General features: G+C 63.6%; 25 protein-coding genes and 1 pseudogene. 17 read left to right on the top strand and 9 right to left on the bottom strand.

Translation table 11 applies throughout. The features are described from left to right. Positions 1 to 113: 113 nt before the first annotated feature. The 6 genes from AC3CCE_RS22480 (at position 114) to AC3CCE_RS22455 (ending at position 7,714) form a co-directional block, all read left to right on the top strand. Entirely contained in the window at positions 114 to 1,409 is a 1,296-nt protein-coding gene (locus AC3CCE_RS22480; RefSeq protein WP_352626214.1) for an efflux RND transporter periplasmic adaptor subunit, read from the top strand. Further along, positions 1,406 to 4,570, top strand: a complete 3,165-nt coding sequence (locus tag AC3CCE_RS22475) for an efflux RND transporter permease subunit (RefSeq protein ID WP_352626215.1) — start codon at positions 1,406 to 1,408, stop codon at positions 4,568 to 4,570. The genes AC3CCE_RS22480 and AC3CCE_RS22475 overlap by 4 nt, the downstream gene beginning before the upstream one ends. 64 nt (positions 4,571 to 4,634) lie before the next feature. Continuing rightward, complete coding sequence (gene nthA / locus AC3CCE_RS22470; protein WP_352626216.1) at positions 4,635 to 5,258, top strand: nitrile hydratase subunit alpha; 624 nt, start codon at positions 4,635 to 4,637, stop codon at positions 5,256 to 5,258. After that, entirely contained in the window at positions 5,255 to 5,914 is a 660-nt protein-coding gene (gene nthB, locus AC3CCE_RS22465; protein ID WP_352626218.1) for a nitrile hydratase subunit beta, read from the top strand. Before nthA ends, nthB begins: the two co-directional genes overlap by 4 nt. After that, positions 5,901 to 6,254: a nitrile hydratase accessory protein gene (locus AC3CCE_RS22460; RefSeq protein ID WP_352626219.1), complete on the top strand. Its 354-nt coding sequence runs from the start codon at positions 5,901 to 5,903 to the stop codon at positions 6,252 to 6,254. Before nthB ends, AC3CCE_RS22460 begins: the two co-directional genes overlap by 14 nt. Before the next feature lie 332 nt (positions 6,255 to 6,586). Continuing rightward, entirely contained in the window at positions 6,587 to 7,714 is a 1,128-nt protein-coding gene (locus tag AC3CCE_RS22455; protein ID WP_352626220.1) for an ATP-dependent DNA helicase, read from the top strand. Between the two features lie 20 nt (positions 7,715 to 7,734). Here the strand turns inward: AC3CCE_RS22455 and AC3CCE_RS22450 are convergent, their stop codons facing one another. Further along, positions 7,735 to 8,154 (bottom strand): SpoIIAA family protein, encoded by a 420-nt coding sequence (locus tag AC3CCE_RS22450; protein WP_023682069.1) that lies wholly within the window; start codon positions 8,152 to 8,154, stop codon positions 7,735 to 7,737. Positions 8,155 to 8,266: 112 nt separating this feature from the next. Between AC3CCE_RS22450 and AC3CCE_RS22445 the strand changes: the two genes are divergently transcribed. The 4 genes from AC3CCE_RS22445 to AC3CCE_RS22430 all read left to right on the top strand — a co-directional run bounded on the left by AC3CCE_RS22445 (position 8,267) and on the right by AC3CCE_RS22430 (position 14,135). Beyond that, a complete protein-coding gene (locus AC3CCE_RS22445; protein ID WP_023702989.1) occupies positions 8,267 to 9,007 on the top strand; it encodes a pyridoxine 5'-phosphate synthase in 741 nt (246 codons plus the stop codon). A gap of 77 nt (positions 9,008 to 9,084) precedes the next feature. Continuing rightward, positions 9,085 to 10,998, top strand: a complete 1,914-nt coding sequence (locus tag AC3CCE_RS22440) for a potassium transporter Kup (RefSeq protein ID WP_352626221.1) — start codon at positions 9,085 to 9,087, stop codon at positions 10,996 to 10,998. Between the two features lie 141 nt (positions 10,999 to 11,139). Further along, positions 11,140 to 13,059, top strand: coding sequence for a potassium transporter Kup (locus AC3CCE_RS22435; protein ID WP_352626222.1), 1,920 nt, complete (start codon positions 11,140 to 11,142; stop codon positions 13,057 to 13,059). Between the two features lie 35 nt (positions 13,060 to 13,094). Continuing rightward, positions 13,095 to 14,135, top strand: a complete 1,041-nt coding sequence (locus AC3CCE_RS22430) for an SDR family oxidoreductase (protein ID WP_352626223.1) — start codon at positions 13,095 to 13,097, stop codon at positions 14,133 to 14,135. Positions 14,136 to 14,185: 50 nt separating this feature from the next. On the opposite strand, the gene AC3CCE_RS22425 is transcribed toward AC3CCE_RS22430, so the two are convergent. After that, a complete protein-coding gene (locus AC3CCE_RS22425) occupies positions 14,186 to 15,076 on the bottom strand; it encodes an SDR family oxidoreductase (RefSeq protein WP_023741658.1) in 891 nt (296 codons plus the stop codon). A gap of 138 nt (positions 15,077 to 15,214) precedes the next feature. Between AC3CCE_RS22425 and AC3CCE_RS22420 the strand changes: the two genes are divergently transcribed. Both AC3CCE_RS22420 and AC3CCE_RS22415 read left to right on the top strand, forming a co-directional pair. Next, positions 15,215 to 15,622, top strand: a complete 408-nt coding sequence (locus tag AC3CCE_RS22420) for a winged helix-turn-helix transcriptional regulator (protein ID WP_352626224.1) — start codon at positions 15,215 to 15,217, stop codon at positions 15,620 to 15,622. 75 nt (positions 15,623 to 15,697) lie between these two features. Then, positions 15,698 to 16,933, top strand: a pseudogene (locus AC3CCE_RS22415) (FAD-dependent oxidoreductase); the annotation flags it as partial. On the opposite strand, the gene AC3CCE_RS22410 reads toward AC3CCE_RS22415, so the two are convergent. Continuing rightward, complete coding sequence (locus AC3CCE_RS22410) at positions 16,896 to 17,636, bottom strand: glutathione S-transferase family protein (RefSeq protein ID WP_352626225.1); 741 nt, start codon at positions 17,634 to 17,636, stop codon at positions 16,896 to 16,898. The pseudogene AC3CCE_RS22415 and the gene AC3CCE_RS22410 overlap by 38 nt on opposite strands. Position 17,637: 1 nt before the next feature. Then, on the bottom strand, positions 17,638 to 17,943 hold the full coding sequence (locus AC3CCE_RS22405; RefSeq protein WP_352626226.1) for a Rieske (2Fe-2S) protein: 306 nt from the start codon (positions 17,941 to 17,943) through the stop codon (positions 17,638 to 17,640). Between the two features lie 95 nt (positions 17,944 to 18,038). Here AC3CCE_RS22405 and AC3CCE_RS22400 point away from each other — a divergent pair, with 95 nt between their 5' ends. The 3 genes from AC3CCE_RS22400 to ilvC all read left to right on the top strand — a co-directional run bounded on the left by AC3CCE_RS22400 (position 18,039) and on the right by ilvC (position 20,349). Further along, a complete protein-coding gene (locus tag AC3CCE_RS22400) occupies positions 18,039 to 18,497 on the top strand; it encodes a MarR family winged helix-turn-helix transcriptional regulator (RefSeq protein ID WP_352626227.1) in 459 nt (152 codons plus the stop codon). A 143-nt stretch (positions 18,498 to 18,640) separates the two neighbouring features. After that, positions 18,641 to 19,306 (top strand): TetR/AcrR family transcriptional regulator, encoded by a 666-nt coding sequence (locus tag AC3CCE_RS22395; RefSeq protein WP_245264573.1) that lies wholly within the window; start codon positions 18,641 to 18,643, stop codon positions 19,304 to 19,306. A gap of 23 nt (positions 19,307 to 19,329) precedes the next feature. After that, the gene (ilvC, locus tag AC3CCE_RS22390; RefSeq protein WP_013531065.1) at positions 19,330 to 20,349 is read left to right on the top strand and encodes a ketol-acid reductoisomerase; all 1,020 of its coding nucleotides are present in this window, start codon (positions 19,330 to 19,332) and stop codon (positions 20,347 to 20,349) included. 81 nt (positions 20,350 to 20,430) lie between these two features. Here the strand turns inward: ilvC and AC3CCE_RS22385 are convergent, their stop codons facing one another. Beyond that, on the bottom strand, positions 20,431 to 20,715 hold the full coding sequence (locus AC3CCE_RS22385) for a PilZ domain-containing protein (protein ID WP_023685169.1): 285 nt from the start codon (positions 20,713 to 20,715) through the stop codon (positions 20,431 to 20,433). Positions 20,716 to 20,884: 169 nt separating this feature from the next. Beyond that, positions 20,885 to 21,478, bottom strand: coding sequence for a BA14K family protein (locus AC3CCE_RS22380; RefSeq protein ID WP_023698358.1), 594 nt, complete (start codon positions 21,476 to 21,478; stop codon positions 20,885 to 20,887). A 157-nt stretch (positions 21,479 to 21,635) separates the two neighbouring features. On the opposite strand from AC3CCE_RS22380, the gene AC3CCE_RS22375 reads away from it, so the two are divergent. Together AC3CCE_RS22375 and AC3CCE_RS22370 are read left to right on the top strand one after the other, a co-directional pair. After that, the gene (locus tag AC3CCE_RS22375) at positions 21,636 to 22,748 is read left to right on the top strand and encodes an endonuclease/exonuclease/phosphatase family protein (RefSeq protein WP_023712688.1); all 1,113 of its coding nucleotides are present in this window, start codon (positions 21,636 to 21,638) and stop codon (positions 22,746 to 22,748) included. A 5-nt stretch (positions 22,749 to 22,753) separates the two neighbouring features. After that, positions 22,754 to 23,473 (top strand): NUDIX hydrolase, encoded by a 720-nt coding sequence (locus AC3CCE_RS22370; RefSeq protein ID WP_023712689.1) that lies wholly within the window; start codon positions 22,754 to 22,756, stop codon positions 23,471 to 23,473. Here AC3CCE_RS22370 and AC3CCE_RS22365 read toward each other — a convergent pair. From AC3CCE_RS22365 to AC3CCE_RS22355, 3 genes are all read right to left on the bottom strand, one after another. Further along, positions 23,470 to 23,712: a hypothetical protein gene (locus AC3CCE_RS22365; RefSeq protein WP_023690325.1), complete on the bottom strand. Its 243-nt coding sequence runs from the start codon at positions 23,710 to 23,712 to the stop codon at positions 23,470 to 23,472. The two genes, AC3CCE_RS22370 and AC3CCE_RS22365, sit on opposite strands and share 4 nt — an antisense overlap. Positions 23,713 to 23,841: 129 nt before the next feature. Continuing rightward, positions 23,842 to 25,059 (bottom strand): ABC transporter permease, encoded by a 1,218-nt coding sequence (locus AC3CCE_RS22360; protein WP_023685173.1) that lies wholly within the window; start codon positions 25,057 to 25,059, stop codon positions 23,842 to 23,844. Then, positions 25,056 to 25,757, bottom strand: coding sequence for an ABC transporter ATP-binding protein (locus AC3CCE_RS22355; RefSeq protein WP_352626228.1), 702 nt, complete (start codon positions 25,755 to 25,757; stop codon positions 25,056 to 25,058). Before AC3CCE_RS22355 ends, AC3CCE_RS22360 begins: the two co-directional genes overlap by 4 nt. Positions 25,758 to 25,761 lie beyond the last annotated feature (4 nt).

The following is a 25,761-nucleotide window of genomic DNA, read 5'->3' as shown; positions in this document are numbered from 1 at the left end:
CTTTTCCGACAAATGTGCGTCCTATCTACTTCGGCGAGATCGCGGCAAGGCGCCGTGATTGGGTAGAATGAGACCACCGGGTTCGGCGTGTCGGATCATAGGGCTTTTAGTCGATGCGCGGAAAAGTCGTTCTGGCGGTGGTGGTGGCAGCGGCCTGTGTCGCCGCGGCGTGGGTCTATTTTTCGCCGGCGGCGACGAGCAGTCTGCAGCAGATGCTGCCGGGCGCCAGGCAGACGGCAGCAGCGGACAAGCCGGTTGGATCGGACAAGGCTTCGGCCGACAATGCTGGCGGCAAATCCGGTGCAGGCGGCAATGGCGCTCGTTCGGCCTCGATCGTCTCGGCCACCGCGACAATGGCCGATTTTCCGATCCGCCGTTACGCCATCGGCTTCGTGTCTTCGCCGGCCGTGGTCAACATCAACGCCCGCGTGTCCAGCCAGATCGTATCGATCGACGTCAAGGACGGCCAGATGGTGAAGGCCGGCGACCTGCTGTTCTCGCTCGACGACAGGGCGCTCAAGGCGCAGCTTGCCAAGGATCAGGCGACGCTCGCCAAGGACCAGGCGCTGCTAACCAGTTCGGGCTCCGACCTTCAGCGCGCCAAGGATCTCGTCGCCAAGCAGGCCGGCACGCAGCAGACCTACGATCAGGCGGTGGCGGCGCAAAAGGCTGCCGCGGCGACCGTGGACGCCGACAAGGCGACGATCGACGCCGACAATGTCCAGCTCGGCTTCGCCAGCATCAAGGCGCCGATTGCCGGCCGGCTGGGCGCCGTCAACGTTTCGGTCGGTGACCTGGTCACCTTGAGCAACGGCAACTCGAGCACGGCCACGCCGCTGGTGACGATCACCGAGATGGATCCGCTGCAAGTCAACTTCAACCTGCCGGAGAGCAACCTGGCGCTGCTGCAGAAGGCGCTGGCCAACCCGCAGCAAGGCGCGGTGACGCTGACCAAGGATGGCGACCCGACGCCGATCGGCAAGGGCACGCTCGACTTCGTCGATTCCAGCGTCGACACCGCGTCCGGCACCATCGCGACACGGGCGAGCATTCCCAACGGCGATCTTTCACTGTGGCCCGGCCAGTATGTGAATGTCGTGCTCGACGCCGGCATCATGCCGCAGATGACATCCATCCCGACGGTTGCGGTCCAGCCCAGCCAGAAGGGGCCGTTCGTCTATGTCGTGAAACTGGACAATACGGTCGAGATGCGGCCGGTGCAGGTGGCGCTGACCGAAGGCGAAAACAGCGCCATCAGCGAGGGCGTCAAGTCGGGCGAGAAGGTTGTCGTCGAGGGCCAAACCAGGCTGAAGGACGGCGCCAGCGTGCATGAAGGCAAGGCAACTGCCGGCCGTCAGGCAGCGCCCAAGGTGGCGGAAGCCGACAAAGCCGGCGGAGCTGCCCAATGATCTCCGAATTCTGCATAAGAAGGCCTGTCGCGACGCTGCTGATGTCGTTCGCCCTCGTGCTGGGCGGGCTGTTTGCCTACAAGTTCCTGCCGGTGGCGGCGCTGCCGAGCGCCGAATTCCCGGTCGTCAATGTCTCGGCCACCCTGGCCGGCGCTTCGCCCGAAACCATGGCCACTTCGGTGGCGACGCCGCTGATCAAGCAGTTCGCCACCATCGCCGGCATCGATTCGATCTCGACCAGCAATTCGCTGGGACGCACGTCCATTGCCATCCAGTTCGTGCTCAACCGGGATATCGACGCGGCGGCCGCCGACGTGCAGGCGGCGATCGCGCGCACGCAGCGGCAGTTGCCGCCGGAGATGACGTCGCCGCCGAGCTATCGCAAGGTCAATCCGGCCGACGCGCCGATCCTTCTGATGTCGCTGGTCAGCGACACGGTTCCGCTCACCGACCTCGACGCCTTCGCCGAAAACGTCATCTCGCCCTCGCTGTCGACCATCGACGGCGTGGCGCAGGTGTCGATCTTCGGCCAGCAGAAATATGCGGTGCGCGTGCAGATCGACCCGACGGCGCTGGCGGCGCGCGGCATTTCGATCGACCAGCTGCAGACGGCAATCGCGTCGGCCAATTCCAACACGCCGCTCGGGGTCTTGCAGAACGACAAGCAGCAGCTGACCATCACGGCCAACACGCAGCTCACCAATGCCGCCGGGTTCTCCAACCTCATCATCGCCACCAAGAACGGCCATCCGGTGCGGCTGGGCGAGGTGACGCGCGTCATCGACTCGGTCGAGACCACGACGACCGCAAGCTGGTACGACGGCACGCGCGCCATCATCCTGGCGGTGCAGCGCCAGCCCGACGCCAACACGGTCGACGTCGTCGACAAGGTCAAGGCGATGCTGCCGTCGTTCAAGGACCAAATGCCGGCCGCCGCCGACATCAAGCTGCTCAACGACCGTTCGACCTCGATCCGCCAGGCCGTCGACGACGTCCAGTTCACGCTGCTGTTGACCATCGCTTTGGTGGTGATGGTGATCTTCGTCTTCCTGCGCCGGGTGACCGCAACCATCATTCCGGCCGTGGCGGTGCCGATTTCGCTGATCGCGACGCTGGGCGCCATGTTCCTGTTCGGCTTTTCCATCGACAACATCTCGCTGATGGGCCTGACGCTCGCAGTCGGCCTCGTCGTCGACGACGCCATCGTCATGCTGGAAAACATCTTTCGCCACATGGAGGAGGACGGTCTCTCGGCCTTCGATGCCTCGCTGAAAGGCGCGCGCGAGATCGGCTTCACCATCATCTCGATCTCGATCTCGCTGGTGGCGGTGTTCATCCCCGTGCTTTTGATGGGCGGCGTCATCGGCCGCATCTTCAACGAATTCGCCGTCGTGGTAACGGTCGCCATCCTGGCTTCGATGTTCGTGTCGCTGACACTGACGCCAATGCTGTGTTCGCGCCTGCTGTCGGTGACCAAGGCCGATCGCGACAAGCATGCCCCCGGCCACAAGCAGGATATCGTCACCCGCGGCTATGACCGGCTTTTGACCTTCTGCCTACGCCACACTTTTCTGGTGTTCCTCGTCTTCGCCGGCACGGCGGCAGGGTCGGTCTGGCTGATCGAGGTCTCGCCGAAAGGCTTTTTCCCGCAAGAGGATATCGGCCAGATCTCGGTGACGACGATCGCCAGGCAGGACATCTCCTACGACGCCATGGTCAAGCTGCAGAACCAGGCGGCAAGTGTCTTCTCGCGTTCGCCCTATGTCTCGCATGTCGCCTGGTCAGCCGGCGGCGGCAACAATGCGCTGAACCAGGGCCAGCTCTATGTGCAGCTGAAGGACAAGAGCCAGCGCCCCGACATCGACAAGGTGCTGTCCGATCTGCGGCGGCAACTGGCCACTGTGCCGGGGATCGATGCCTATATGCAGCCGGTGCAGAACCTGCGGCTTGGCGCGCGTTCTTCCGCCAGCGCCTACCAGCTCGTCGTTCAGGGCCTCGATACCGGCCTGACCGACACATGGGCGCAAAAGCTCAACGATGCGATGGCGGCCGATCATGCGAATTTCACCGACGTCACCAGCGATCTGCAGAACAATTCATTGCAGGCGACGCTGGTGGTCGATCGCGACAAGGCGGCGTCGCTCGGCATCGACACCGACACGCTGCGCTCCAGTCTCTATGGCGGCTTCGGCACGGAGCAGGTCTCGACGATCTTTGGCTCGGCCGACAGCTACGAAGTCATCATGGAGCTCGATCCCAACATCGAATGGTCGCCCGAGCGCATGCTGGCCATCCAGGTCAGGACGGCAAGCGGCAGCCTGGTGCCGCTCGGCGCCTTTGCCCGCGTCGACCGCACCGCCGGCGCGCTGACGGTCAACCAGCTCGGCCAGCTGCCCGCGGTGACCATCTCCTACAACCTGCCGCAAGGCGTGGCGCTGGGCGACAGCACGGCCCGCATCGCCGCGCTGAAGGAGCAGATCGGCATGCTGCCGGCGATTTCGACCAGCTTTGCCGGCACCGCCAAGACCTTCCAGGATTCGCTGGCCAATCAGGGCCTGCTGATCGGCGGCGCCATTCTGACCATCTATATCGTACTCGGCATCCTCTATGAGAGCTTTATCCATCCGCTGACCATTCTGACCGGCCTGCCTTCGGCGGTGCTGGGTGCCGTGGTCGCGCTGCGCTTTGCCGGCATGGACCTGTCGGTGATCGCGGTGATCGGCATCCTGATGTTGATCGGCATCGTCAAGAAGAACGGCATCATGATGGTCGACGTCGCGCTGGAGCTGCGACGAGAAGGCATGTCGGCCAAGGAGTCCATACACAAGGCGTGCCTGATGCGTTTCAGGCCGATCATGATGACGACGTTGGCGGCGCTGATGGGCACGTTCCCGATCGCGCTCGGCACCGGCGCCAGTGCTGAGCTGCGCCAGCCGCTCGGTGTCGCCGTGGTCGGCGGCCTCCTGGCGTCGCAGGCGCTGACGCTGTTCGTCACCCCTGTCATCTATGTCTATTTCGAGAATTTCTCCGGCTGGCTGATGGGCTTTTTCTCCTCGAAGAAGAACAAGCCGGCGCTGCATGCCGTCGCGACCGGCGAGCAGGCGTCGCTGTTCGGCCCCGAGGACCGGCTCATCGAACCCCAGAAGGCCGCCGCCGAATAGGCGATAGCCCGTGGCCCAAGCCGTCATGCTTGCGGCCATGGGCTGGCGATCCTAGTCTGCGGTCATGTCCCATGATCATGACCACGACAACGAACTTGACCCGTTTGCGGCGCGCGTGCGCGCGCTGGAGACCATCCTCACCGAAAAAGGCCTGATCGATCCGGCGGCGATCGACGTCATCGTCGACACCTACGAGACCAAGATCGGGCCGCGCAACGGCGCCAGGGCGGTGGCGAAAGCCTGGAGCGATCCGGCCTTTGCCGAGTGGCTGAAGCGCGACGCGACTGCGGCGATCACCTCGCTGGGCTACACCGGCCGCCAGGGCGAGCACATGCAGGCGGTGTTCAACACGGACGAGACGCACAACCTCGTCGTCTGCACGCTGTGCTCCTGCTATCCGTGGTCGGTGCTCGGCCTGCCGCCGGTCTGGTACAAGGCGCCGCCCTATCGCTCGCGCGCCGTGATCGATCCGCGCGGCGTGCTGGAGGAGTTCGGGCTGACCTTGTCGGCGGAGAAAAAGATCCGCGTCTGGGATTCGACTGCCGAACTGCGCTATCTCGTGGTGCCGATGCGGCCTAGCGGTACCGAAGGCTGGAGCGAGGACCATCTCGCCGAACTGGTCAGCCGCGATGCGATGATCGGCACGGCGGTGGCTAAGGAACCCGGGACAAAGAAGGTACCGGCATGAACGGGCCGCAGGATCTAGGCGGACAGATGGGTTTCGGGCCGGTCGTGCCCGAAAAGGACGAACCGTATTTTCATGCGGATTGGGAGAGGCGGGCGCTGGGCGTGACGCTGACCGCCGGCGCCATGGGCGCCTGGAACATCGACGAGAGCCGGCACGCCAGGGAATCGCTGCATCCGGCCGTCTATTATTCCTCAAGCTACTACCAGATATGGATCAAAGCGCTCGAGGTGCTGCTGAAGCGCCATGGCTTCGTCAGCGAGCGCGATCTGACGGAGGGTCGGGCGGTCGATCCGGCTGCGACTCCCAAAAGGGTGCTGAAGGCCGAAAACGTGCCGGCGGTGCTGGCCAAGGGCAGTCCCTGCGACCGGCCGGTCGAGACGGCGCCGCTCTTCAAGGCCGGCGATCCGGTGCGGACAAGGAATTTCAATCCCACCGCCCACACAAGGCTGCCGCGTTATGCGCGCGGCAAGCACGGAATCATCGAGGCCGTGCGTGACGGCTTCGTCTTTCCTGACAGCAACGCGCGTGGCAACGGTGAAAACCCGCAATGGGTCTATACCGTGGTCTTCGATGGCTTGGAAATCTGGGGCGAGGGCGCCGACTCGACGCTGACCGTCTCGATCGATGCCTGGGAGAGCTATCTTGAGCCGGCCTGAAGGTGCATTGCCGGCGGGTCTGGACGAACCGGTATTCGCCGAACCCTGGCAGGCCGAAGCCTTCGCCATGACGGTGGCGCTGCATGACAAGGGCCTGTTTTCGTGGAGCGAATGGGCCGATGCGCTGTCGGCGCAAGTGAAGAAGCCGGGCGCCGCAAGCGATGGCCACGATTATTACGAGCATTGGCTGGCGGCGCTGGAAACGCTGCTGGTGGCCAAGGGTGTGGCGGGAAAAAGCGATGTCGACAGTCTCGCCGCCGCCTGGGAACGCGCCGCGCATGCGACGCCGCACGGCAAGCCGATTTTGTTGGAGAACGATCCGGGGATTGGTGAGGGATGAAGTCCTCGCAGTGTTTGCGCCGCCCCTCACCTGCCTGCCGGCATCCTCTCCCCGTATGGCGACGGGGAGAGGGGTCGCTCGCGTCGATGGTTTCGCCAATCTTAAGCATCTCATGATGGCGCCGAGGCTGCGGCCAGCCTTTTTCTCCCGGTAGTATACGGGGAGAAATGCCCGGCAGGGCAATGAGGGGCAGCGCTGGCGGTTTGAAGCGATTGCCCTCCGTTCTCAATGCTTGTTCCCTTTACGTTCGGTTTCGGCGCTGTTAGCCTGAGCGCCTCCGGCATTGAGGTGGCGGCCTTGTCTTTCCCTTGCGAATCCGATCTCTCGCGCTGATGGAATTCTCTCCCCAACAGGATGAGGCGTTGAAGGCGGTGGCGCGCTGGCTGAAAGAGGGCCGGCCGCAGGTCTTCCGGCTGTTCGGCTATGCCGGCACCGGCAAGACCACGCTGGCGCGCTATTTTGCCGAGCATGTCGACGGCCAGGTGCAGTTCGCCGCCTTCACCGGCAAGGCGGCGCAGGTGCTGCGTTCCAAGGGCGCGGTCAATGCCCGCACCATCCATTCGTTGATCTACCGGCCGAAGGGCGAGGAATCGGTGTCGGACGAGGTGACCGGCAAGACCTCGATGTCGCCGACCTTCTCGCTCAATCGCCAAAGCCCTATTTCACGGGCGAAGCTGGTGGTCATCGACGAATGCTCGATGGTCGACGAGCAGCTTGGCCGCGACCTTCTGAGTTTTGGCACGCCGATCCTGGTGCTTGGCGATCCGGCGCAGCTGCCGCCGATCTCGGGCGGCGGCTTTTTCACCGAGCGTGAGCCGGATGTGCTCTTGACCGAAATCCACCGCCAGGCGCGCGACAATCCGATCATCCAGCTGGCGCTCGACGTGCGCGAGGGCCGCGAGTTCATGCGCGGCGACTACGGCACCGCGCAGGTCATCGGCAAGGAGGACGTCACCCAGGAGTTGGTGCTGAAGGCGGACCAGGTGTTGGTCGGCACCAACCGAACACGCCGCCGCTACAATCAGCGCCTGCGCGAGCTGAAGGGTTTCAATGCCGATTATCCGCAGGCCGGAGACAAGCTGGTCTGCCTGCGCAACGACCCCGCCAAGGGCCTGCTCAACGGTTCGCTGTGGAAGGTGATGACCTCGTCGCGCGAAACGGTGAAGCCGGGCATCAACCTTCTGGTCTCGCCCGAGGAGGACGATCCCGACCGCGGCGTCGCCAAGATCAAGCTGCTCAAGTCGGCTTTCGAGGATCCGGACGCCGATATCCCCTGGCAGCAGAAGAAGCGCTTTGACGATTTCGACTATGGCTACGCGCTGACCGTGCACAAGGCGCAGGGTTCGCAGTGGAACGATGTCGTGCTGTTCGACGAGAGCTGGGCGTTCAAGGAAACCCGCCAGCGCTGGCTCTATACTGCCATAACGCGGGCGGCAGAGCGGCTGACGATTGTTAGATAGCTGGCGTTAGATAGCCGGCGTCAGGTAGCAGCCGGCGCAGCAGGGCTGAGTGGCGTCGCACCCAGCCATTGCCAGGCATCCGCTTCATCCTCGGCCGCGAAGTGCCTGAACTCGATGGGTGGCGAAGCCGGAAGGAAGTTCCGCGCATCCGCTATCCAGTCGGGCTCACCGATCGTCGCGCACCGGGCGATATGCTCTAGCGCATGAACCGTACCTTGTTTCAGCGTCTCGTCGTCCATATCGATCCAGTCGACGCCCTCATGATCGACCAGCCGCACCAAGACGTCGATCCTCGGGTGCAGCGCGTAGGCAGCCTCCAGCAATCCGAACAGATTTTCGCCGTCGGCGGCCGAGACATGGCCGACGACGTCGATGGCGAAAAGGTCCTCACGGTCGGTTTCGAGGCGGCGGATCGCGGGCACGGATTGGAGAAAATTCATTGGCTGGGTTCCCCCTTGCGAGCAGATGTCATCCCTGGAACACCCGAAAGCCCCTGTCTGTTCCCATCAAAGGCAGTATAGATGCGCTGCACAAACAGCCGGACCTCACGCCATGCCCGCGAAACTCTCGGTCAATCTCAACGCCATCGCCATGCTGCGCAACCGCCGCGACCTGCCGTGGCCGAGCGTCACCGGGCTCGGCCGCCTGGCGTTGGCGGCCGGCGCGCACGGGCTGACGGTTCATCCGCGGCCCGACGAGCGCCACACCAGGCATTCCGACCTGCCGGAGATCCGGGCGTTGATCGACGACGAGTTTCCCAAGGCGGAATTCAACATCGAGGGCTACCCGACCGAGGATTTTCTGGCGCTTGTGGAAAGGCACCAGCCGGAGCAGGTGACGCTGGTGCCCGACGATCCGGCGCAGGCGACATCAGACCATGGCTGGAACTTTGCCGCCGAGGCGGCGTTCCTTAACCCGATCGTCAAGCGTCTGAAAAAAGGGGGCTTCCGCGTGTCGTTGTTTTCCGATCCGGATCCCACCGGCGTCAATGCCGCGCGCGACACCGGCGCCGACCGCATCGAGCTCTATACCGGGCCCTACGGCAGCTACCATTCCGATTCCGCCAAGGCGCGGAAGGAGCTGGAAAGATTGGGAAAAACCGCGGATGCCGCACTCGCCGCCGGGCTCCAGGTCAATGCCGGGCACGATCTGGTGGTGAACAACCTTCCGGCATTGGCAAAGCGCATTCCGGCATTGGCCGAAGTGTCTATCGGACACGGGTTGACAGCCGATGCGTTGGAGTATGGCATGGCCGGCACGGTGGGGCGGTTTCTGAAGGCTTGCGGTTGGTAGCGGTGGAAGGCTCGTGTCGAAGGTGATATCGCATGACAGCAAGCAAGGCGCACCGCGCGATGATCGGGGAGTAGTCGATGGCTCTTTCCAGCATCGGTAGCGAGGCTGAACCCGTCGAACAACCTAACCACTCGCACACTGAACAGCACAGCACCAAAGTTCTGATGCTGGGCGCGCTTGGCGTCGTCTATGGCGATATCGGCACCAGCCCGATCTATGCCTTCCGCGAGGCGCTTCACGCTTCGCCTGGTACCGACACGCGCATAGATGTCCTGGGCGTGCTGTCGCTGATCGTCTGGGCGCTGACGATTATCGTCACCATAAAATACGTCGCTTTCGTGCTTCGCGCCGACAACAAGGGCGAGGGCGGCACGCTGTCCCTGATGGCGCTGGCGCGCAGCGCCTATCCAAAAGGCGCCAAGCTTATCCTCAGCATCGGACTTTGCGGGGCGTCGCTTTTTTTCGGAGACGCTATCATAACTCCGGCCATTTCCGTGCTGTCGGCAGTTGAGGGCCTGGAAGTGGTGACACCGACGCTGGAGGCCTATGTCGTTCCGATCACCTTGGTCATCCTGGCATTTCTGTTCTCCGTGCAGCGCTTCGGCACGGGGAAGGTGGCGGCAGTATTCGGGCCGGTGACGGCGCTATGGTTCCTGGCCATCGGCGTTTCCGGGCTCTACCACCTGATGGATGATCCTTCGGTGCTGTTGGCGATCAACCCGTATTATGCGATCGCCTACTTAGCCGGCACGCCGACCGCCGCTTTCGTGACCGTTGGTGCAGTGTTCCTGGCGGTAACGGGGGCCGAGGCGCTTTATGTCGACCTTGGACATTTCGGGCGCAAGCCGATCGTGCTCGCGTGGTTTTCCGTGGTGTTTCCTTGCCTGCTGCTCAACTACTTCGGCCAGGGCGCCTTTGTATTGGCGAATGGCGGCAGGCCGACCAATCCATTCTTCGAGATGTTGCCGGATTGGGCGCTGATGCCAATGGTCGGCTTGGCAACGGCCGCCACCGTGATCGCCAGTCAGGCGGTGATCTCGGGTGCTTTTTCGCTGGCACGTCAGGCAGTGCAACTCAACCTGCTGCCCCGCATCGAGGTGCAGCACACGTCCGAAATGCAGAGCGGCCAGATTTATATGCCGCGCGTCAACCTGCTCATCGCTATGGGAGTGATGCTGCTGGTTGTCGGCTTCGGCAGCTCGAGTTCGCTGGCTTCCGCTTACGGAATTTCGGTGACCGGCGAGATGCTGATGACAACCATTCTGCTGTTCGTTGTCATGCGCAATTTGTGGAAATGGCAGCTTGGGCTCGCCCTGGCATTGGCGCTGCTGTTCGGCACCATCGACATGGGTTTCTTCCTGGCGAATGTCGTCAAGATCGTGGAAGGCGGATGGGTGTCAATATCCGTTGCCTGCCTCATGGGGCTGATCATGACCACCTGGATACGCGGCAGCCGCTATCTGTTCGACAAGACCCGGCGCAACGAAATCCCGCTCGATTTCCTCGCCGGCAATCTGTTGAAGAAGAAGCCGCAGCTGGTGTCCGGCACCGCCGTGTTCCTGACCAGCGATCCGCAAAGCGCGCCGACAGCGCTGATGCACAGCCTGAAGCACTACAAGGTGCTGCACGAGCAGAACGTCATTCTGTCGGTGGTCACCGCACCGCAGCCGCTGGTGCCCGACAGCGAGCGGGTCAAGATGGAGACAGTCAACGAGTTGTTCATGCGGGTGACGCTGACCTTCGGCTATATGGAGCAGCCCAACATTCCGCGCGCGCTGGCGATCTGCCGCAAGCAGGGCTGGAAGTTCGACATCATGACGACGTCGTTCTTCCTGTCGCGGCGCTCGCTCAAGGCATCGCCCAATTCCGGCATGCCGGTGTGGCAGGACAAGCTGTTCATCGGGCTCGCCCGCTCGGCGGCCGATGCGACGGAGTATTTCCAGATCCCGACCGGACGTGTGGTCGAGATCGGCACGCAGGTGGCGATCTGAGGTTTCCGGCAGCCTTTGACGCCACGCACCGGTCATTGCGGGGCAAGCCCTGCGCTGGGAACATGGTAGCCCTACCGTCACGGCACTTGATATTGCATCGCAGCAAGCGTAGAGCACCGCGCGCTTATCGGAGTGTCGTCCATGGCCCTTACCAATGCTGGTATTGAGGCAGAACCCGTCGAACAATCGAGCCATCCCGAAATCGAACAGCACAGCACCAAAGTTCTGATGCTGGGCGCGCTCGGTGTGGTCTATGGCGACATCGGCACCAGCCCGATCTACGCCTTCCGGGAAGCGCTTGTTGCGTCCTCCGGCGGCGAAATCGCCGAGCGCGGCGATATTCTGGGCGTGCTGTCGCTGATCATCTGGTCGTTGACGATTATCGTCACCATCAAATACATCATGTTCGTGCTCAGAGCCGACAACCGAGGCGAGGGCGGCGTGCTGTCGCTGATGGCGCTGGCGCGCGGCAGTTTCCCGACCCGCTCGGCGATCATCCTGGCCATCGGTATTGTCGGCGCGTCATTGTTCTTCGGTGACGCCGTCATCACGCCGGCAATCTCGGTGCTTTCGGCGGTTGAAGGCATGAATGTCGTTACCCCGACCTTCCAGCCCTACGTCGTGCCGCTGACGCTGGTCATCCTGGCGATCCTGTTTTCGGTGCAGCGCTTCGGGACCGGCGGTGTGGCGCTGATCTTTGGCCCGATCACGGCGGTCTGGTTCCTGGCTATCGGTCTTTCGGGCTTGAACCACATCATCGCCGATCCCGAAATCCTGTGGGCGGTCAGCCCGCACTACATCGTCGCCTTCCTGATCAATTCGCCCGATGTCGCCTTCGTCACCACCGGCGCCATCTTCCTCGCCGTCACCGGCGCCGAAGCGCTTTATGCCGATCTCGGCCATTTCGGCCGCAAGCCCATCGTGCTCGCCTGGCTGGCCATCGTGTTTCCCTGCCTGCTGCTCAACTATGCCGGGCAGGGCGCTTTCGTGCTGGCGAAGAACGGTCACGTCGGCCATCCATTCTTCGAGATGAACGAAGGCTGGACGCTGATCCCGATGGTGGTATTGGCAACCGCGGCGACGGTCATCGCCAGCCAGGCGGTCATATCGGGCGCCTTCTCGCTGACCAGGCAGGCGGTGCAGCTCAATATGCTGCCGCGCCTCGAAATCCTGCACACGTCGGAACGGCAGTCGGGCCAGATCTACATGCCCCGCGTCAATGTTTTGCTGGCTTTGGCGGTGATGTTGCTGGTCGTCGGTTTCGGCGAATCGAGCAAGCTCGCCTCCGCCTATGGCATCTCGGTGACCGGCAACATGCTGGTGACGACGGTGCTGCTGTTCGTCGTCATGACACGCATCTGGAAATGGCGGCTGTGGGTGGCGGTGGCGATGACGGCGGTGTTCGCGTTCATCGACATCGGCTTCTTTGCCTCCAACATCGTCAAGGTGTTCGAGGGCGGCTGGGCGTCGCTTGCGGTGGCCTTCACCATCGTTCTGGCGATGTGGACCTGGGTGCGCGGCAGCCGCTATCTGTTCGACAAGACCCGGCGCAACGAAATCCCGCTCGATTTCCTCGCCGGCAATCTGTTGAAGAAGAAGCCGCAGCTGGTGTCCGGCACCGCCGTGTTCCTGACCAGCGATCCGCAAAGCGCGCCGACAGCGCTGATGCACAGCCTGAAGCACTACAAGGTGCTGCACGAGCAGAACGTCATTCTGTCGGTGGTCACCGCACCGCAGCCGCTGGTGCCCGACAGCGAGCGGGTCAAGATGGAGACAGTCAACGAGTTGTTCATGCGGGTGACGCTGACCTTCGGCTATATGGAGCAGCCCAACATTCCGCGCGCGCTGGCGATCTGCCGCAAGCAGGGCTGGAAGTTCGACATCATGACGACGTCGTTCTTCCTGTCGCGGCGCTCGCTCAAGGCATCGCCCAATTCCGGCATGCCGGTGTGGCAGGACAAGCTGTTCATCGGGCTCGCCCGCTCGGCGGCCGATGCGACGGAGTATTTCCAGATCCCGACCGGACGTGTGGTCGAGATCGGCACGCAGGTGGCGATCTGAGGGTCTCGAACGGATAAATCGTCGAGGAGGCTAATATGAGCGGCGAATTGGTGCTGGTCACCGGCGGGTCCGGCTTCCTCGGCGCTCACTGCATCCTCGAACTGTTGAAGGCCGGCTACCGCGTCCGCACCTCCGTGCGATCGGCCAGGCGCGAAGCCGATGTGCTCGCCATGCTCAAGGCAGGTGGCACGGAGCCCGGTGACGCCCTTTCATTCGCCCATGCCGATCTGATGGCCGACGCAGGCTGGCCGGCGGCGGTGGCCGGCTGCGATTACGTGCTGCATGTCGCATCACCTTTTCCGCCCGGCGTGCCCACGCATGAGGATGACCTGATCCTTCCGGCACGCGAGGGCGCGTTGCGCGTGCTGCGGGCGGCGCGGGATACCGGGGTCAGGCGCGTCGTGCTCACCTCATCCTTCGCGGCCGTCGGCTATGGCAAGATGCGCGCGGATGGGCAGCCTTTCAACGAGGAAAACTGGACCGATCCGGCAGGCAAGGTCAGCGCCTATGTGAAGTCCAAGACGCTCGCCGAGCGCGCGGCCTGGGATTTCATCGCCGAGCAGGGCGGCGCGCTGGAACTTGCGGTCGTCAATCCCGTTGGCATCTTTGGACCGGTGCTCGGCGCGGACCATTCGACCTCGACCGAATTTGTCCAGCGCATGCTGAACGGCGCCGTGCCTGGGCTGCCGCGCCTGTCCTTCGGCGTCGTCGACGCGCGCGACGTGGCGGATCTGCATGTTCGCGCCATGACCCACCCCCCCGCCAAGGGCGAACGGTTCCTCGCTGTCGCCGGCGATTTCATGACGGTGCGCGAGATCGCGCAGACCCTGAAGACGCGGCTCGGGCCGGCGGCGTCGCGCGTCTCGACGCGGGAGTTTCCCGATTGGCTGGTGCGCATCATCGGGCTGTTCAATCCGGAAGCGGCACAGCTCGCAACGGAACTGGGCAAGATCAAGAACGCCACCAACGCCAAGGCGGTGCGCGTGCTCGGCTGGGCGCCACGCTCGCGCGAAGATGCTTTGATTGCCACGGGCGAAAGCCTGATCCGGCTGGGACTGGTCAAGCGACGTAAGTAATTGTGCGGGAGGCCGAATCGTAAGGGCTCGGCGTCCCGCAACGGCAGCTTTCAGCCGGCCAGTGCAGCCTTGTTCGTCTCCAGAAACTGCTTCAGCGGCACCGACTTTCGGCCGGAGAGTTTTTCGACCGCGTCGGTCACCATGCCGAGGTCACCTGCGCGGGCGGCAGCGTCGAACGACACCAGCACCTTTGCGAAGGGTTCAGGCAGGCCGGCCGACTTCATTCCCTCGGTCAGGGCTTCGTCGGAAAGCTGGATGACCTGGATCGGCTTGCTGGTGACTTCGGTGACCAACGCCGCCACTTCGGCAGCCGTATACGCACTGGGGCCGGTCAGCGTGTAAGTCGCGCTTTCGCTGCTGTCCGAGGCGAGCCCCGCTGCGATCGCCGCCGCGAAATCGTCGCGCGTGCCGTAGGAAATGGCGCCGTCGCCGGCGGAGGTGTACCACTGACCCGATGCCAGAACCTGCGGCAACGCCATGAACAGGTTCTCGTTATACCAGCCATTGCGGAAGATCGTGTAGGGGATGCCGCTCGCCTTGATCGCCTGTTCGGTGTCGTAGTGGTCGGGCGCGAAAACAACCGGCGAACCAGGCTCGGGGTTGGGCATCGAGGTGTACAGCAGGTGGCCGACGCCAGCCTGTTTGGCCGCCGTCACCGCCGCAAGCTGCTGCTCGCGCCGCTTCCCCTGTACCTCAAGTTCGTTGGTCGAGATGACGAGTGCCCGGTCGGCTCCCGCGAAGGCCTCGGCAAGCGATTGCGGGTCGTTGAAGTCAGCGGCTCTGACGACGACGCCGCGCGCCGCCAGATCGGCAAGGTTGGCGGGTGTACGGGTGGTGGCGATGATGCGGTTTGCGGGGACCTTTAATGTGTCCAGCAGGTGGTTGATGACGCCGCGGCCAAGCTGGCCGGAAGCGCCGGTGACGAGAAGGGTTGCGGTCATGGGGGATCCTGAAATTGCGCCGGGTGGCGGGTGCTTCTGACAGTCTCAAAAAGAGACCAGCACTAAAATAAGAATTGACCGGCCACCGTAAAGAAGGCAGTTTTTAGGGAGGTAGGCACCGCCAGGGAACCAGCAGCCATGGACGGCAAGGTCGTCAATCTGAGAACCAAGCTCAATATATTCAAAGCCACCAGCGATGGCGCAAACATTGCCGATTGCCCGGTTCGCGACGTGATGCAGGGTGTGAACGGCAAATGGAGTTCGCTGCTGATGGCGGCGCTCGCCGAGCAGCCCTATCGTTTCGGCGACTTGCGGCGCCTGGTGCCCGACATCTCGCAGCGCATGCTGACCCAGACGCTCCACGATCTGCAGCGCGACGGCTTTGTTCATCGCGAAGTGTTCCCGACCAAGCCGCCAAGCGTCGAATACAGCCTGACCGATCTCGGCCGTTCGATGTTCGGCGCCTTGCATCAACTGATCCTGTGGGCCGAACTCAACCATGGTGCGGTGCGCAAGGCGCGCGCTGCCTTCGACGCCGGTGGCTGATATTTTGGTCCATGCAGCAATGGCTTGATTTGACAATGGCGCTGAAGGATTGTCCCGCCAGTGGTTGGGCGGGCAATGGAAAAATCTCTAGACATCGCGATTGCGGGCGCCGGCCCGGCGGGGCTCGCCACCGCGCTCTTTCTCAAGCGTGCGGGCCATAACGTCACCATCTTCGAACGTTTCGAGGAGCCCAAGCCCGTCGGCTCCGGACTGATCCTGCAGCCGACCGGGCTGAGCGTGGTTGCCGATCTCGGCCTGCTCGACGACATTCTGGCGCTCGGCAGCCGCATCGAGCGTCTGCATGGCGCCGATGCCTCGACCGGCCGCACCGTGCTCGCCGTGCGCTACGACGCGCAGCCTGGCGGCCGCTTCGGGCTGGCGGTGCACCGGGCGGCGCTGTTCAACGTGTTGTTCCGCGCCGTGCAGCGCCAAGGCATCGCCATCGAAACCGGTGTCGAGATCGAGGCGCTGGACGTCGGTGAGCGGGCAAGCCTGATCTTCGACAAGAGCCGAACGGTGGGGGGCCGCAGGGCAGGGCCGTTCGACCTCGTCGTCGACGCCAGCGGCTCGCGTTCGAAGCTGCGCCGGTGCCTCAACGATCCGGCCGAGCCGCGGCAGCTCACTTACGGCGCGTTCTGGGCCTCGCTCGGCTGGCGCCAAGGCTTCGACGAAAATGCGCTGCTGCAGCGCTACGACAAGGCCAGCGTGATGATCGGCGTCCTGCCGATCGGCCGACCGGAGCCGGGCGGGGAAAAGATGGCGGCGTTCTTCTGGAGCCTGAAGCCGGCGGATGCCGAAAACGTGCGCGCGGCAGGGCTCGACGCCTGGAAGGCGAGACTGGTCTCGCTGTGGCCACAGTGCGAGGCGTTCACCAGTCAGATCGACAGCTTCGACCAGCTGTCGCTGGCGCGCTACGGCCACCACACGATGAAGCTGCCGGCCGGCCGCAGGCTGGCCGTCATCGGCGATGCCGCGCATTCGACCAGCCCGCAGCTCGGGCAAGGCGCCAACATGGCGCTGCTCGACGCGGCAGCACTCAGCCATGCCTTGGCACAAACGGGCAACGTCGAGGCAGCGCTGGAAAGCTACGCCCGGGCGCGGCGATGGCATGTCCGAATCTTCCAGCTGCTGTCGCTGGCGCTGACGCCGTTCTACCAGTCGGACGGCACGATGCTGCCCTTCTTCCGCGACAGGCTGGTGGCAACCATCGCCAAAATCCCGGCAGTGCCAAGCGTGCTTGCCTCGATGGTGGCCGGCACGCTGATCGATCCGTTCAGGCGGATCGGGCTAGAGGAGGTGCACTGGCCAGATCATCCGGCGGGATCAGGGTCGAGAGAAACGAATTTCTCGCACGCAGGAATAGACGCAGCCGCTGCGGATAGTCCGGCGCCACGGCACCCTTGATCGAGGCGCGTTCGCTCAACGCCTTGCGCCAGGCCTGGACCCGCAGCTTCCCGTCCAGCAGGCCGAAATTGCCGATCCGGTCGAAGGCGTCGAGATAGCGGAAGACCGGGCCGTAGACGGCGTCGACGAGGCAAAAGCGCTGGCCGCTGAACCACGGTCCGGCCTGGTCGGCCAATTCGTTCTCGACACGATCGAACATGGCTGACAGCGCTGCGGATTCCGCCAGGAAGGCGGCCTCCGTCGATGCCGAGTAGAACCGGCCGATGGCGTTCAATGTCGCCGAGCCGAACTCGATCCAGGCGCGATGCCTGGCGCGGGCGTAGGCGTCGGCCGGATGCAGAGGATTGGCTTGCGTCTCCTCGAGGAATTCGAGAATGACGCCGGATTCGAAGATCACTGTCTCCTCGCCATTTGCGTGGACGATCAGCAGCGGCACCTTGCCCAGCGGCGAAATCGCCTTGAACCAGTCCGGCTTGTTGGCGAGGTCGATGGTGACGCGTTCGAACGGCACGCCCTTCTCAGTCAGCGAGATCGCGGCGCGCTGGACATAGGGGCACAGATGATGGCTGACCAGAATGAGCTTGCCAGTCATTTCATTCTTCTCAGGCATGTCACTCTCCCCAGACATAGTTCAACGCGCCGTCCTCGACGCGCGTCGACAGGAACATCAGTCGCGACGCTTTTAGCGCCGGACCTTCAAGCCGATCGCCGCTTTCCATATCGAAGGCGGCACCGTGCCATTGGCAGACCAGCTTGCCGTCCTTGCAGCCGAGCGGCCCGCCGAAATGCAGGCAGACATTGGCGGCGGCACGGACACGCTCGCCGCTGCGCCAGACATGGACCTCGCGGCCGAAGAACGGTGCGATCAGGCTGCCCGTCTGTGGGACGTCGGCGACTTTGCAAATTTCGTGTTTCATGGATCTTTCCCGGATCGATGCAGTTGCATGCATATAGATGCAAGTGCATTGACCGTCAAGCTTGATGCAACTGCATCTACCGCCTAGGATGGGTCATGATCAAAACAACCACGCCTTCGCCCGAAGCCGTCAAGGCCTGGGCCCGCCTGATGCGGGTTTCGCGCCAGCTCATCGAAAAGGCGGAAGAGGCTTTGAAGACTAGCGGCTTGCCGCCGCTCGACTGGTATGACGTGCTGCATGAACTCGCCGAGGCGGGTGAGGGCGGGCTGCGGCCATTCCAGCTGACCGAGCGCACACTGTTTGCGCAGTATAACATCTCGCGGCTTCTGGCGCGCCTCGAGGCAGACGGACTGGTCGAGAAGCTCAGGGCTGCCGATGACGGCCGCGGCCAGACCATCCGCATCTCGGCCAAGGGCCGTCAGACGCGGCGACGGATGTGGGCTGTCTATGGACGGTCGATTGCGGAATTGGTCGGCGCAAAACTCTCCGCCGAGGAGCTGAAGATACTGGCGAGCCTGCTTGGAGAGCTGCGCCATCCGCCCGCCGATGATTGATCCGTCAGAATCTCGTGGTTTGCTCGGCGGCTCTCACGTCGACGATTTTTCTACCTGACCCCTTGCGTCGAGCATAGGATTGCGCAATATGCCGAACCGTAACGTACGGTACGCCGTTTGAGGCGACCCGGCGACCTCATCGAATGGGCAGGAAATTGTTGCAGGCAAGGGCCGAGATCGATACCAGCGAAGTGCTGACAGAGCGGCAAAAGGCCGTCCTGGACGCGGCTTTGCGGCTGCTGGTCGAGGAGGGCGACAATCTGACCATGACGGCGGTGGCGCGCCGCGCCAGCTGCTCGAAGGAAACGCTCTACAAATGGTTCGGCGACCGCGACGGACTGCTGACGGCGACCGTGCAGTGGCAGGCATCGAAAGTGCGCGTGGTGCCGGTCGACGGTGAGCGGCTCGATCTTGCCTCGCTGACGGCAAGCCTGGAAGGCTTCGCCTCGGACTGGCTGAAGGTGATTTCGAGCGATACCTCGATCGCGCTGAACCGCGTCGCGGTCGGCCATGCCGGATCCGGAAAGGACGATCTCGGCGCCATCGTGCTGGAGAATGGCCGTTTCGCGCTGGCCAGACGGCTGAAGCCGGTGCTGCTTGCCGGCAAGCAGGCCGGGCTGCTCGACTTTACGGATGCCGAAATGGCGTTCCGGACCTTTTTCGGGCTGGTCGCCCGCGACGTGCAGATCCGTCTCCTGCTCGGCGACAGGCTGGAATTGACTGAAGCGGCGATCGGCGGCGATGCCGTCCGGGCAACGCAGCAGTTTCTCGCTCTTTATGGAGCAAAAACCGGGCCGCAAGGCCTCTAATCTCTACGGGAAGGAAGCAAAAGATGCGTGTCTATTACGATCGCGACGCCGATCTCAATCTGATCAAGGGCAAGAAGGTCGCCATCATCGGCTATGGCAGCCAAGGCCGGGCGCATGCGCTCAACCTCAAGGATTCGGGCGCCAAGGAAATCGCCATCGGCCTCAAGGCGGGATCGGCGACGGCCAAGAAGGTCGAGGCCGACGGGCTCAAGGTGATGAGCGTGGCGGACGCTGCCAAATGGGCCGATTTGATGATGATGGCGACGCCTGACGAATTGCAGGCCGACATCTACAAAAACGAAATCGCGCCAAACATACGTGACGGCGCCGCGATTGCCTTCGCGCACGGCCTCAACGTGCATTTCGGCCTCATCGAGCCGAAGTCGACCGTCGATGTCGTCATGATCGCGCCGAAAGGCCCCGGCCACACGGTGCGCGGCGAATACCAGAAGGGCGGCGGCGTGCCGTGCCTGGTCGCCGTCAACCAGGATGCTTCCGGCAACGCGCTCGATCTCGCTCTGTCCTACGCCTGCGGCGTCGGCGGCGGCCGTTCGGGCATCATCGAGACCAATTTCCGCGAGGAATGCGAGACCGATCTGTTCGGCGAGCAGGTCGTGCTCTGCGGCGGCCTGGTCGAACTGATCCGCGCCGGTTTTGAGACCCTGGTGGAAGCCGGCTATGCGCCCGAAATGGCCTATTTCGAGTGCCTGCACGAGGTCAAGCTGATCGTCGACCTGATCTATGAAGGGGGCATCGCCAACATGAACTACTCGATCTCGAACACCGCCGAATGGGGTGAATATGTCTCAGGCCCGCGCATCATTACCGCCGAGACCAAGGCCGAGATGAAGCGCGTGCTGAAAGACATCCAGACCGGAAAATTCACCTCGGAGTGGATGCAGGAATACCGCGCCGGCATGTCGCGCTTCAAGGGCATCCGCCGCAACAATGACAGCCACCAGATCGAGGAAGTCGGCGCCAAGCTGCGCGCCATGATGCCCTGGATTTCCAAGAACAAGCTGGTCGACAAGGCCAAGAACTAACCCGCAGTCGTCAGGATTGGGAGCAAAGAGCCGGCGGAGCGATCCGCCGGCTCTTTCATGCCGGTTTATCGATCAGGACGCTCAGCCATAGTGCCAATGCGGCTTCGGCTCGGTGCCGGTGAACTCTACGCCGATGCGGTCGTCGCGGCGCCAGCGCACGATGGCCTTGTAGCCGATGCCGTCGACCGGCACATAGAGCAGGAACTCGTCCGGCACGCGCGCGTCAATAGACACTTTCAGCTCGGCGCCGCCGGCATGCATGTTGCGCACCGTGCACTTGACCTCGGAATTGGTGAGGCCGGTCAGAATCGTCGCGCCTTTCAGCACGCGCTGCCGGTGTTTGTTTCGCAATTCGTTGTCGGCCATGACGGCACGTCCTTCGCGACCGGATCGGCGCGATCGTCAGATGGGGCACGATATCACGGATAGGCTGAGCCGATAAACATATGGTTAGCGGTGACCGAGACCAGCCGTCTTTCCCAAATGAAAACGGCGCCGCGATGGGGCGGCGCCGTCGTGTATTGTCGTTTATAGTTCAGCTGTAGGGCGACCAGCATTGCTGGCGCGGGCCACCATAGGGCTGGAACGTGTTGTCCCAGGCCCGGTAGGACCGATAGCGGTCGTAGCACCACTGGACATGGGCGCTGGACAGACGCTGCGTGCGGTAATAGCGGCGGGGCGCCGGCTGCACGTAATAGCCGTCATTGTAATAGCCGTTGTTGTAGTAGCCGTTGTTGTAGATGCTGCCGAGGCCGAGACCCAGGCCGAGGCCGAGAACTGCTGCGGCGCCGCTGTCAAAATCACGGCCGCGATGGTGACGGTGATGGCGCCAGCGCCAGTTGTCGCCGCCGTTCCAGTTGCCGCCATTCCAGTTGCCGTTGTTCCAGTTGCCTGACCGGGCAAAGTGACGGCCGTCGTGGCGGCGCCACTGCCAATCGTTGAAGGAGCGGCGGTCATTGCCGCCCGCCCAGCTGTCGCGAACCGGTGTGATGTCAGACAATGCGGTGCTTGTCGGCACCGCCAGGTTTGGCTGCAGGATCGGGCCGGCGGCGGATGGCGCCGTGAGACCCGAGAAAAGACCGAGCGCTAACAGCCCGGATTTGACTGTGGACGAAAAGAGCGAGCTCATTGCACTCTCCAAGTGATACAGGCCCCACGCCCGGATACCCCAGGGAAGTGGCCTATTGATGGACCTTGGCGTCTGAACGGAGGATGAACAGAAAGGTTCCATCAGCCATGACAAGCAGCCCTTGTTTTCATGGGCGCTTGCAGGCAAAGGTCAGTCCATGTCGCTGCGCCTCGCCACTTTCAATGTCGAAAACCTGATGAACAGGTTCGATTTCTCGGGCTTCCGCAACCAGCTCAACGAAGACCGCACGCTGGCGCTTTTCGACATCCAGAGCGAAGCCGAATACCGGATGCTGGAGCAGGCGCGCGCCATCGCGCAATCCGACGATACGCGCCAGTTGACCGCGCTCGCCATTGCCGCCACCCGTGCGGACATCATCTGCATGCAGGAGGTCGACAACATCGAGGCGCTGAAGGCCTTCGAGTACGGCTATCTCTTCAAGATGGTGGGCGAGGGTTACCGGCAGAAATACACCACCGCCGGCAATGATTCGCGCGGCATCGACGTTGCCGTGATGATGCGCAACGAGACCGCGCAAGGTCAGCCGATCGAGTTCGTGCGCATGACCAGCCATGCCTATGTCACGTTCGAGCAGTTCGGATTGCACACGCCTGAACTCGAGGCGCTCGGCAACCTGGCCAATGAACGCATCTTCCGGCGCGACTGCCTGGAGGTCGACATCAAGGTCGGCGGCGTGCCGCTGACGCTTTACCTCGTCCATTTCAAATCGATGGGCTCGCCGCGCAATGGGCTCGACGGCCGCGAGGCGACGATGCCGGTGCGCATCGCCGAGGCGCAAGCGGTGCGCCGCATTATCGACGAGCGCTTCGGCAAAGAGCACGCAGCCGACAAAAACTGGGCGATCTGCGGCGACATGAACGACTACCGGCAGCGGGTGAAGATCGAGGGCGACGCTATCGACGGCTACCGCTTCCAGGTGATCGACGAGAGCCAGTCCTGTATCGATGTGCTCACCGCCGGCGGCTTTTGCGAGAATGTCGTCGAACGCCGGCCGGAGATGGACCGCTGGAGTTTCTACCACACGCGCGGGCCGAAGGAGCGGCATCTGTGCCAGCTCGACTACATCCTGCTGTCGAAAGGGCTGGCGGCGAAGAATGCGACGGCGGTTCCCGACATCATCCGCAACGGCCAGCCCTGGCGCACCATCTTTCCGGCCGGACAGGCGGTGGAGCGCTTTCCGCGCGCCGGCTGGGACCGGCCGAAGGCGTCGGACCATTGTCCCGTCGCAATTACCCTGGACATGGCTTGAGCACGGTGAGCTTCGACCTGCCGCGCAACGTCATCCTGCCCGTCGACGAAATCGACGTCCGGCTCGACCCCGGCCCGCATCCGTTCGAGCGCGACAACGCGCAGGCGATCACTGACAACTGGCGGCGCGAGGTCACGGCCAATCCGGCGTTGTTCGACGGCACGGTGGTGCTGCTCTCGGCGCTCGCCTGGCGCGACAAGCGGATCGTCGGGCGTTGTCACGCGGTGAAGTACTCGACCTTCCTGCTGTGGCGAAAGAACCGGCAGGGGACGGGCGCCGAGCATGCCTATGGCCACGCCATGCTGGTCGCCGGCGACAACGCCCTGGTGGCGATCCGCATGGGCGCGCACACGGTCCCGGCCGGCAGTGTCTACTTCGCTGCCGGCTCGTTCGAGCCGATCGATTTTCGCGATGGCCGCGTCGATGTCGATTTCAACATGATCCGTGAAGTGCGCGAGGAGACCGGGCTTGACCTGACAGGCGCTGCGCGCGGCAAGCGCTACCATGCGCTGTCGACTTCGACCGGCACGGTCCTCTTCCGCCGCTACCACGTCGATGCGCCGGCCGACGAGGTTGCGCGGCGCATCGGCGCCTTCGTCGCGACCGAGACCGAGCCGGAGATCGAGGGGCCGGTGATCATCCGCCACGCCGCCGACCTGCCGGAAGGGCTGGCACCGCATATGAAGCCGCTGGTCGAGTGGCATTTTGGCGGTGGCGGGGGCTAACGGCGCGGATTGTTCTGCGCCGCCTTGCGGTCGTTGCGGGCGGCGACGAGGAACAGGATAACGCCGATGCCCAGCAATCCACCCATGACCATGCCCATCGTCTGGCCGACGACTGCCTGAAAATCGGCGGTGACACGATCGGGATTGGCCATGCCGTAGCGGGCGAGATACCACCAAAGTCCCGCAAGGGCGCCTTCGATGATCACCATCGTCAGAATTAGCCGCGCCTTCTTGCTCATTGCAACTCCTTGACTAGATGCTTTGCTCTAAAATTAGCATCGCAGACCGGACGACAACAAGTATTGCCGATGTCGACAAGCACCCATCCTTGTGGATAGCGGTTGGTTGCGGTGGAGCTGATCTGGCGCTTATTCGTGGCGCAGCGCGTCGATCGGGTCGAGCCTGGCGCCGCGCAGCGCCGGGAAGAAGCCGAACACCATGCCGATCAGCGCCGAAAAACCGACGGCGAGCAGGATGACCGCCGGGCTCGGCGCAAACGGTATGGCCAGCGTTGCCGAGGCGAGGCCGGCCAGCGCCAGGCCGATCAGGATGCCGATAATGCCGCCGAGCAGCGACAGCACCGTCGCCTCGACCAGGAACTGGATGAGGATGTGCTTTTCATGCGCGCCGATGGCGAGCCTGATGCCGATCTCGCGGGTGCGCTCAGTGACCGAGACCAGCATGATGTTCATGATCCCGATGCCGCCGACCAGCAGGCTGACGCCCGCGACGGCGCCCAGCATGCCGGTCATGGTGGTGGTGGCGCTGGCCATGGCGTCGGCGATCTGGGTCATGTCGCGGATCGAGAAATCGTCTTCGCGGTCCGGCGTGATGCGGCGGGTGTCGCGCAAAATGTCCTCGACTCGCGGCTGCAATTCGGTGGTCGGGGTGCGGTCGTCGGCGGCGACGTAGATGTTGTCGATGTCGCGGTTGCCGGCGATGCGGCGCTGATAGGCGGCAAGCGGCATCAAGACGACATTGTCCTGGTCCTGGCCGAAGCCGGTATAGCCCTTGGGTTCGAGCAGGCCGATGATCTTGCACGAGGTGCGGTTGACGCGGATGATCTCGCCCTCGGGTTCGCCGGCGCCGAAGAATTGCTGGCGCACCGTCTCGCCGATCAGGCAGACGCCGGTGCCCGAGCGTGTCTCCGAATCGCTGAATGGGCGGCCCGACACCAGCTTCCAGTCGCGGGCGTCGAGATAGGCGCTGTCGGTGCCGGTGACGCCCGAGGTCAGGCTCTCGGTGCCGAAGATGACGCGGACTTGTTTCTGCGACGCCGGCGCGATGGCGCGCGCGCCGGTCAGGTGGGCTACGAGGGCGGCTACATCCTTGTCGGCCAGAGGCCGTACCGCCTGGTCGAGCCCGCCTGGTCCGCCAGTGCCTGCCGGGCGGCCGGAACGGACGACGAGCAGGTTCGAGCCGAGCTTGGCGATGTCCGACTTGACCTTGGCCGTGGTGCCCGAACCGATGGTCAGCATGGCGATGACGGCGGCGACACCGATGACGATGCCGAGCAGCGTCAGGAACGAGCGCAGCACATTGCGGCGGATGGAGCGCAGAGAGAGGCGGACGGTTTCCCAGATCATGACGCCAACTCCGACTTGGCCGTGTCGGACGCGACGTGGCCGTCGAGGAAGCGGATGGTGCGCTCGGCATAATCGGCGACATCGGCCTCGTGGGTGACCATGGCGATGGTCAAGCCGAGCTCCCGGTTCAGCCGCGTCAACAACTCCATGATCTCATGCGTGCGGGCGGTGTCGAGATTGCCGGTCGGCTCGTCGGCGACGAGCAGCGTCGGCCTGGTGACGATGGCGCGCGCGATCGCCACGCGCTGTTGCTGACCACCGGAGAGTTCGGCCGGCGTGTGATGTTCGCGCCCGACCAGGCCGACCTCCGCCAGCGCCTGCATGGCAAGATCGCGGCGCTCGCGGGCCGGCGCGCCGCGATAGATCAGCGGCAGCTCGACATTTTCCGCCGCCGTGGTGCGCGGCAACAGATTGTAACCCTGGAAGACGAAGCCGATATAGAGATTGCGCAGAAGCGCCCGGCGGTTGCGGTCGAGCCGCCCGGCGTCGATGCCCATGAAGGAGTAGGTTCCGGCCGTCGGCGTGTCGAGGCAACCGATGATGTTCATCGCGGTCGATTTGCCCGAACCGGACGGGCCCATGATGGCGACGAATTCGCCACGCTGGATGGCGAGGTCGACGCCGGCCAGCGCATGGACCTTGGCTTCGCCCTGGCCATAGCTCTTCCAGACCGTGTCGAAACCGATGAGGCCCGCCATGGCG

It is taken from the genome of Mesorhizobium sp. P160187 (genome assembly GCF_057766425.1).
The sequence above is the reverse complement of the archived record's forward strand: the minus strand, read 5'-3'. Positions and strand labels throughout refer to the sequence as shown.

Coding starts and splice junctions, on each gene's coding strand:
- AC3CCE_RS22450 (WP_023682069.1), bottom strand. CDS start 8,154: ATGAATTTTCTCCAATCCGTGCCCGCGATCCGCCGCCTCGAAACCGAC.
- nthA (WP_352626216.1), top strand. CDS start 4,635: ATGTCCCATGATCATGACCACGACAACGAACTTGACCCGTTTGCGGCG.
- nthB (WP_352626218.1), top strand. CDS start 5,255: ATGAACGGGCCGCAGGATCTAGGCGGACAGATGGGTTTCGGGCCGGTC.
- AC3CCE_RS22455 (WP_352626220.1), top strand. CDS start 6,587: ATGGAATTCTCTCCCCAACAGGATGAGGCGTTGAAGGCGGTGGCGCGC.
- AC3CCE_RS22385 (WP_023685169.1), bottom strand. CDS start 20,715: ATGGCCGACAACGAATTGCGAAACAAACACCGGCAGCGCGTGCTGAAA.
- AC3CCE_RS22475 (WP_352626215.1), top strand. CDS start 1,406: ATGATCTCCGAATTCTGCATAAGAAGGCCTGTCGCGACGCTGCTGATG.
- AC3CCE_RS22420 (WP_352626224.1), top strand. CDS start 15,215: ATGGACGGCAAGGTCGTCAATCTGAGAACCAAGCTCAATATATTCAAA.
- AC3CCE_RS22360 (WP_023685173.1), bottom strand. CDS start 25,059: ATGATCTGGGAAACCGTCCGCCTCTCTCTGCGCTCCATCCGCCGCAAT.
- AC3CCE_RS22440 (WP_352626221.1), top strand. CDS start 9,085: ATGGCTCTTTCCAGCATCGGTAGCGAGGCTGAACCCGTCGAACAACCT.
- AC3CCE_RS22400 (WP_352626227.1), top strand. CDS start 18,039: ATGATCAAAACAACCACGCCTTCGCCCGAAGCCGTCAAGGCCTGGGCC.
- AC3CCE_RS22405 (WP_352626226.1), bottom strand. CDS start 17,943: ATGAAACACGAAATTTGCAAAGTCGCCGACGTCCCACAGACGGGCAGC.
- AC3CCE_RS22445 (WP_023702989.1), top strand. CDS start 8,267: ATGCCCGCGAAACTCTCGGTCAATCTCAACGCCATCGCCATGCTGCGC.
- AC3CCE_RS22380 (WP_023698358.1), bottom strand. CDS start 21,478: ATGAGCTCGCTCTTTTCGTCCACAGTCAAATCCGGGCTGTTAGCGCTC.
- AC3CCE_RS22375 (WP_023712688.1), top strand. CDS start 21,636: ATGTCGCTGCGCCTCGCCACTTTCAATGTCGAAAACCTGATGAACAGG.
- AC3CCE_RS22430 (WP_352626223.1), top strand. CDS start 13,095: ATGAGCGGCGAATTGGTGCTGGTCACCGGCGGGTCCGGCTTCCTCGGC.
- AC3CCE_RS22395 (WP_245264573.1), top strand. CDS start 18,641: ATGGGCAGGAAATTGTTGCAGGCAAGGGCCGAGATCGATACCAGCGAA.
- AC3CCE_RS22410 (WP_352626225.1), bottom strand. CDS start 17,636: ATGCCTGAGAAGAATGAAATGACTGGCAAGCTCATTCTGGTCAGCCAT.
- ilvC (WP_013531065.1), top strand. CDS start 19,330: ATGCGTGTCTATTACGATCGCGACGCCGATCTCAATCTGATCAAGGGC.
- AC3CCE_RS22425 (WP_023741658.1), bottom strand. CDS start 15,076: ATGACCGCAACCCTTCTCGTCACCGGCGCTTCCGGCCAGCTTGGCCGC.
- AC3CCE_RS22355 (WP_352626228.1), bottom strand. CDS start 25,757: ATGGCGGGCCTCATCGGTTTCGACACGGTCTGGAAGAGCTATGGCCAG.
- AC3CCE_RS22480 (WP_352626214.1), top strand. CDS start 114: ATGCGCGGAAAAGTCGTTCTGGCGGTGGTGGTGGCAGCGGCCTGTGTC.
- AC3CCE_RS22435 (WP_352626222.1), top strand. CDS start 11,140: ATGGCCCTTACCAATGCTGGTATTGAGGCAGAACCCGTCGAACAATCG.
- AC3CCE_RS22365 (WP_023690325.1), bottom strand. CDS start 23,712: ATGAGCAAGAAGGCGCGGCTAATTCTGACGATGGTGATCATCGAAGGC.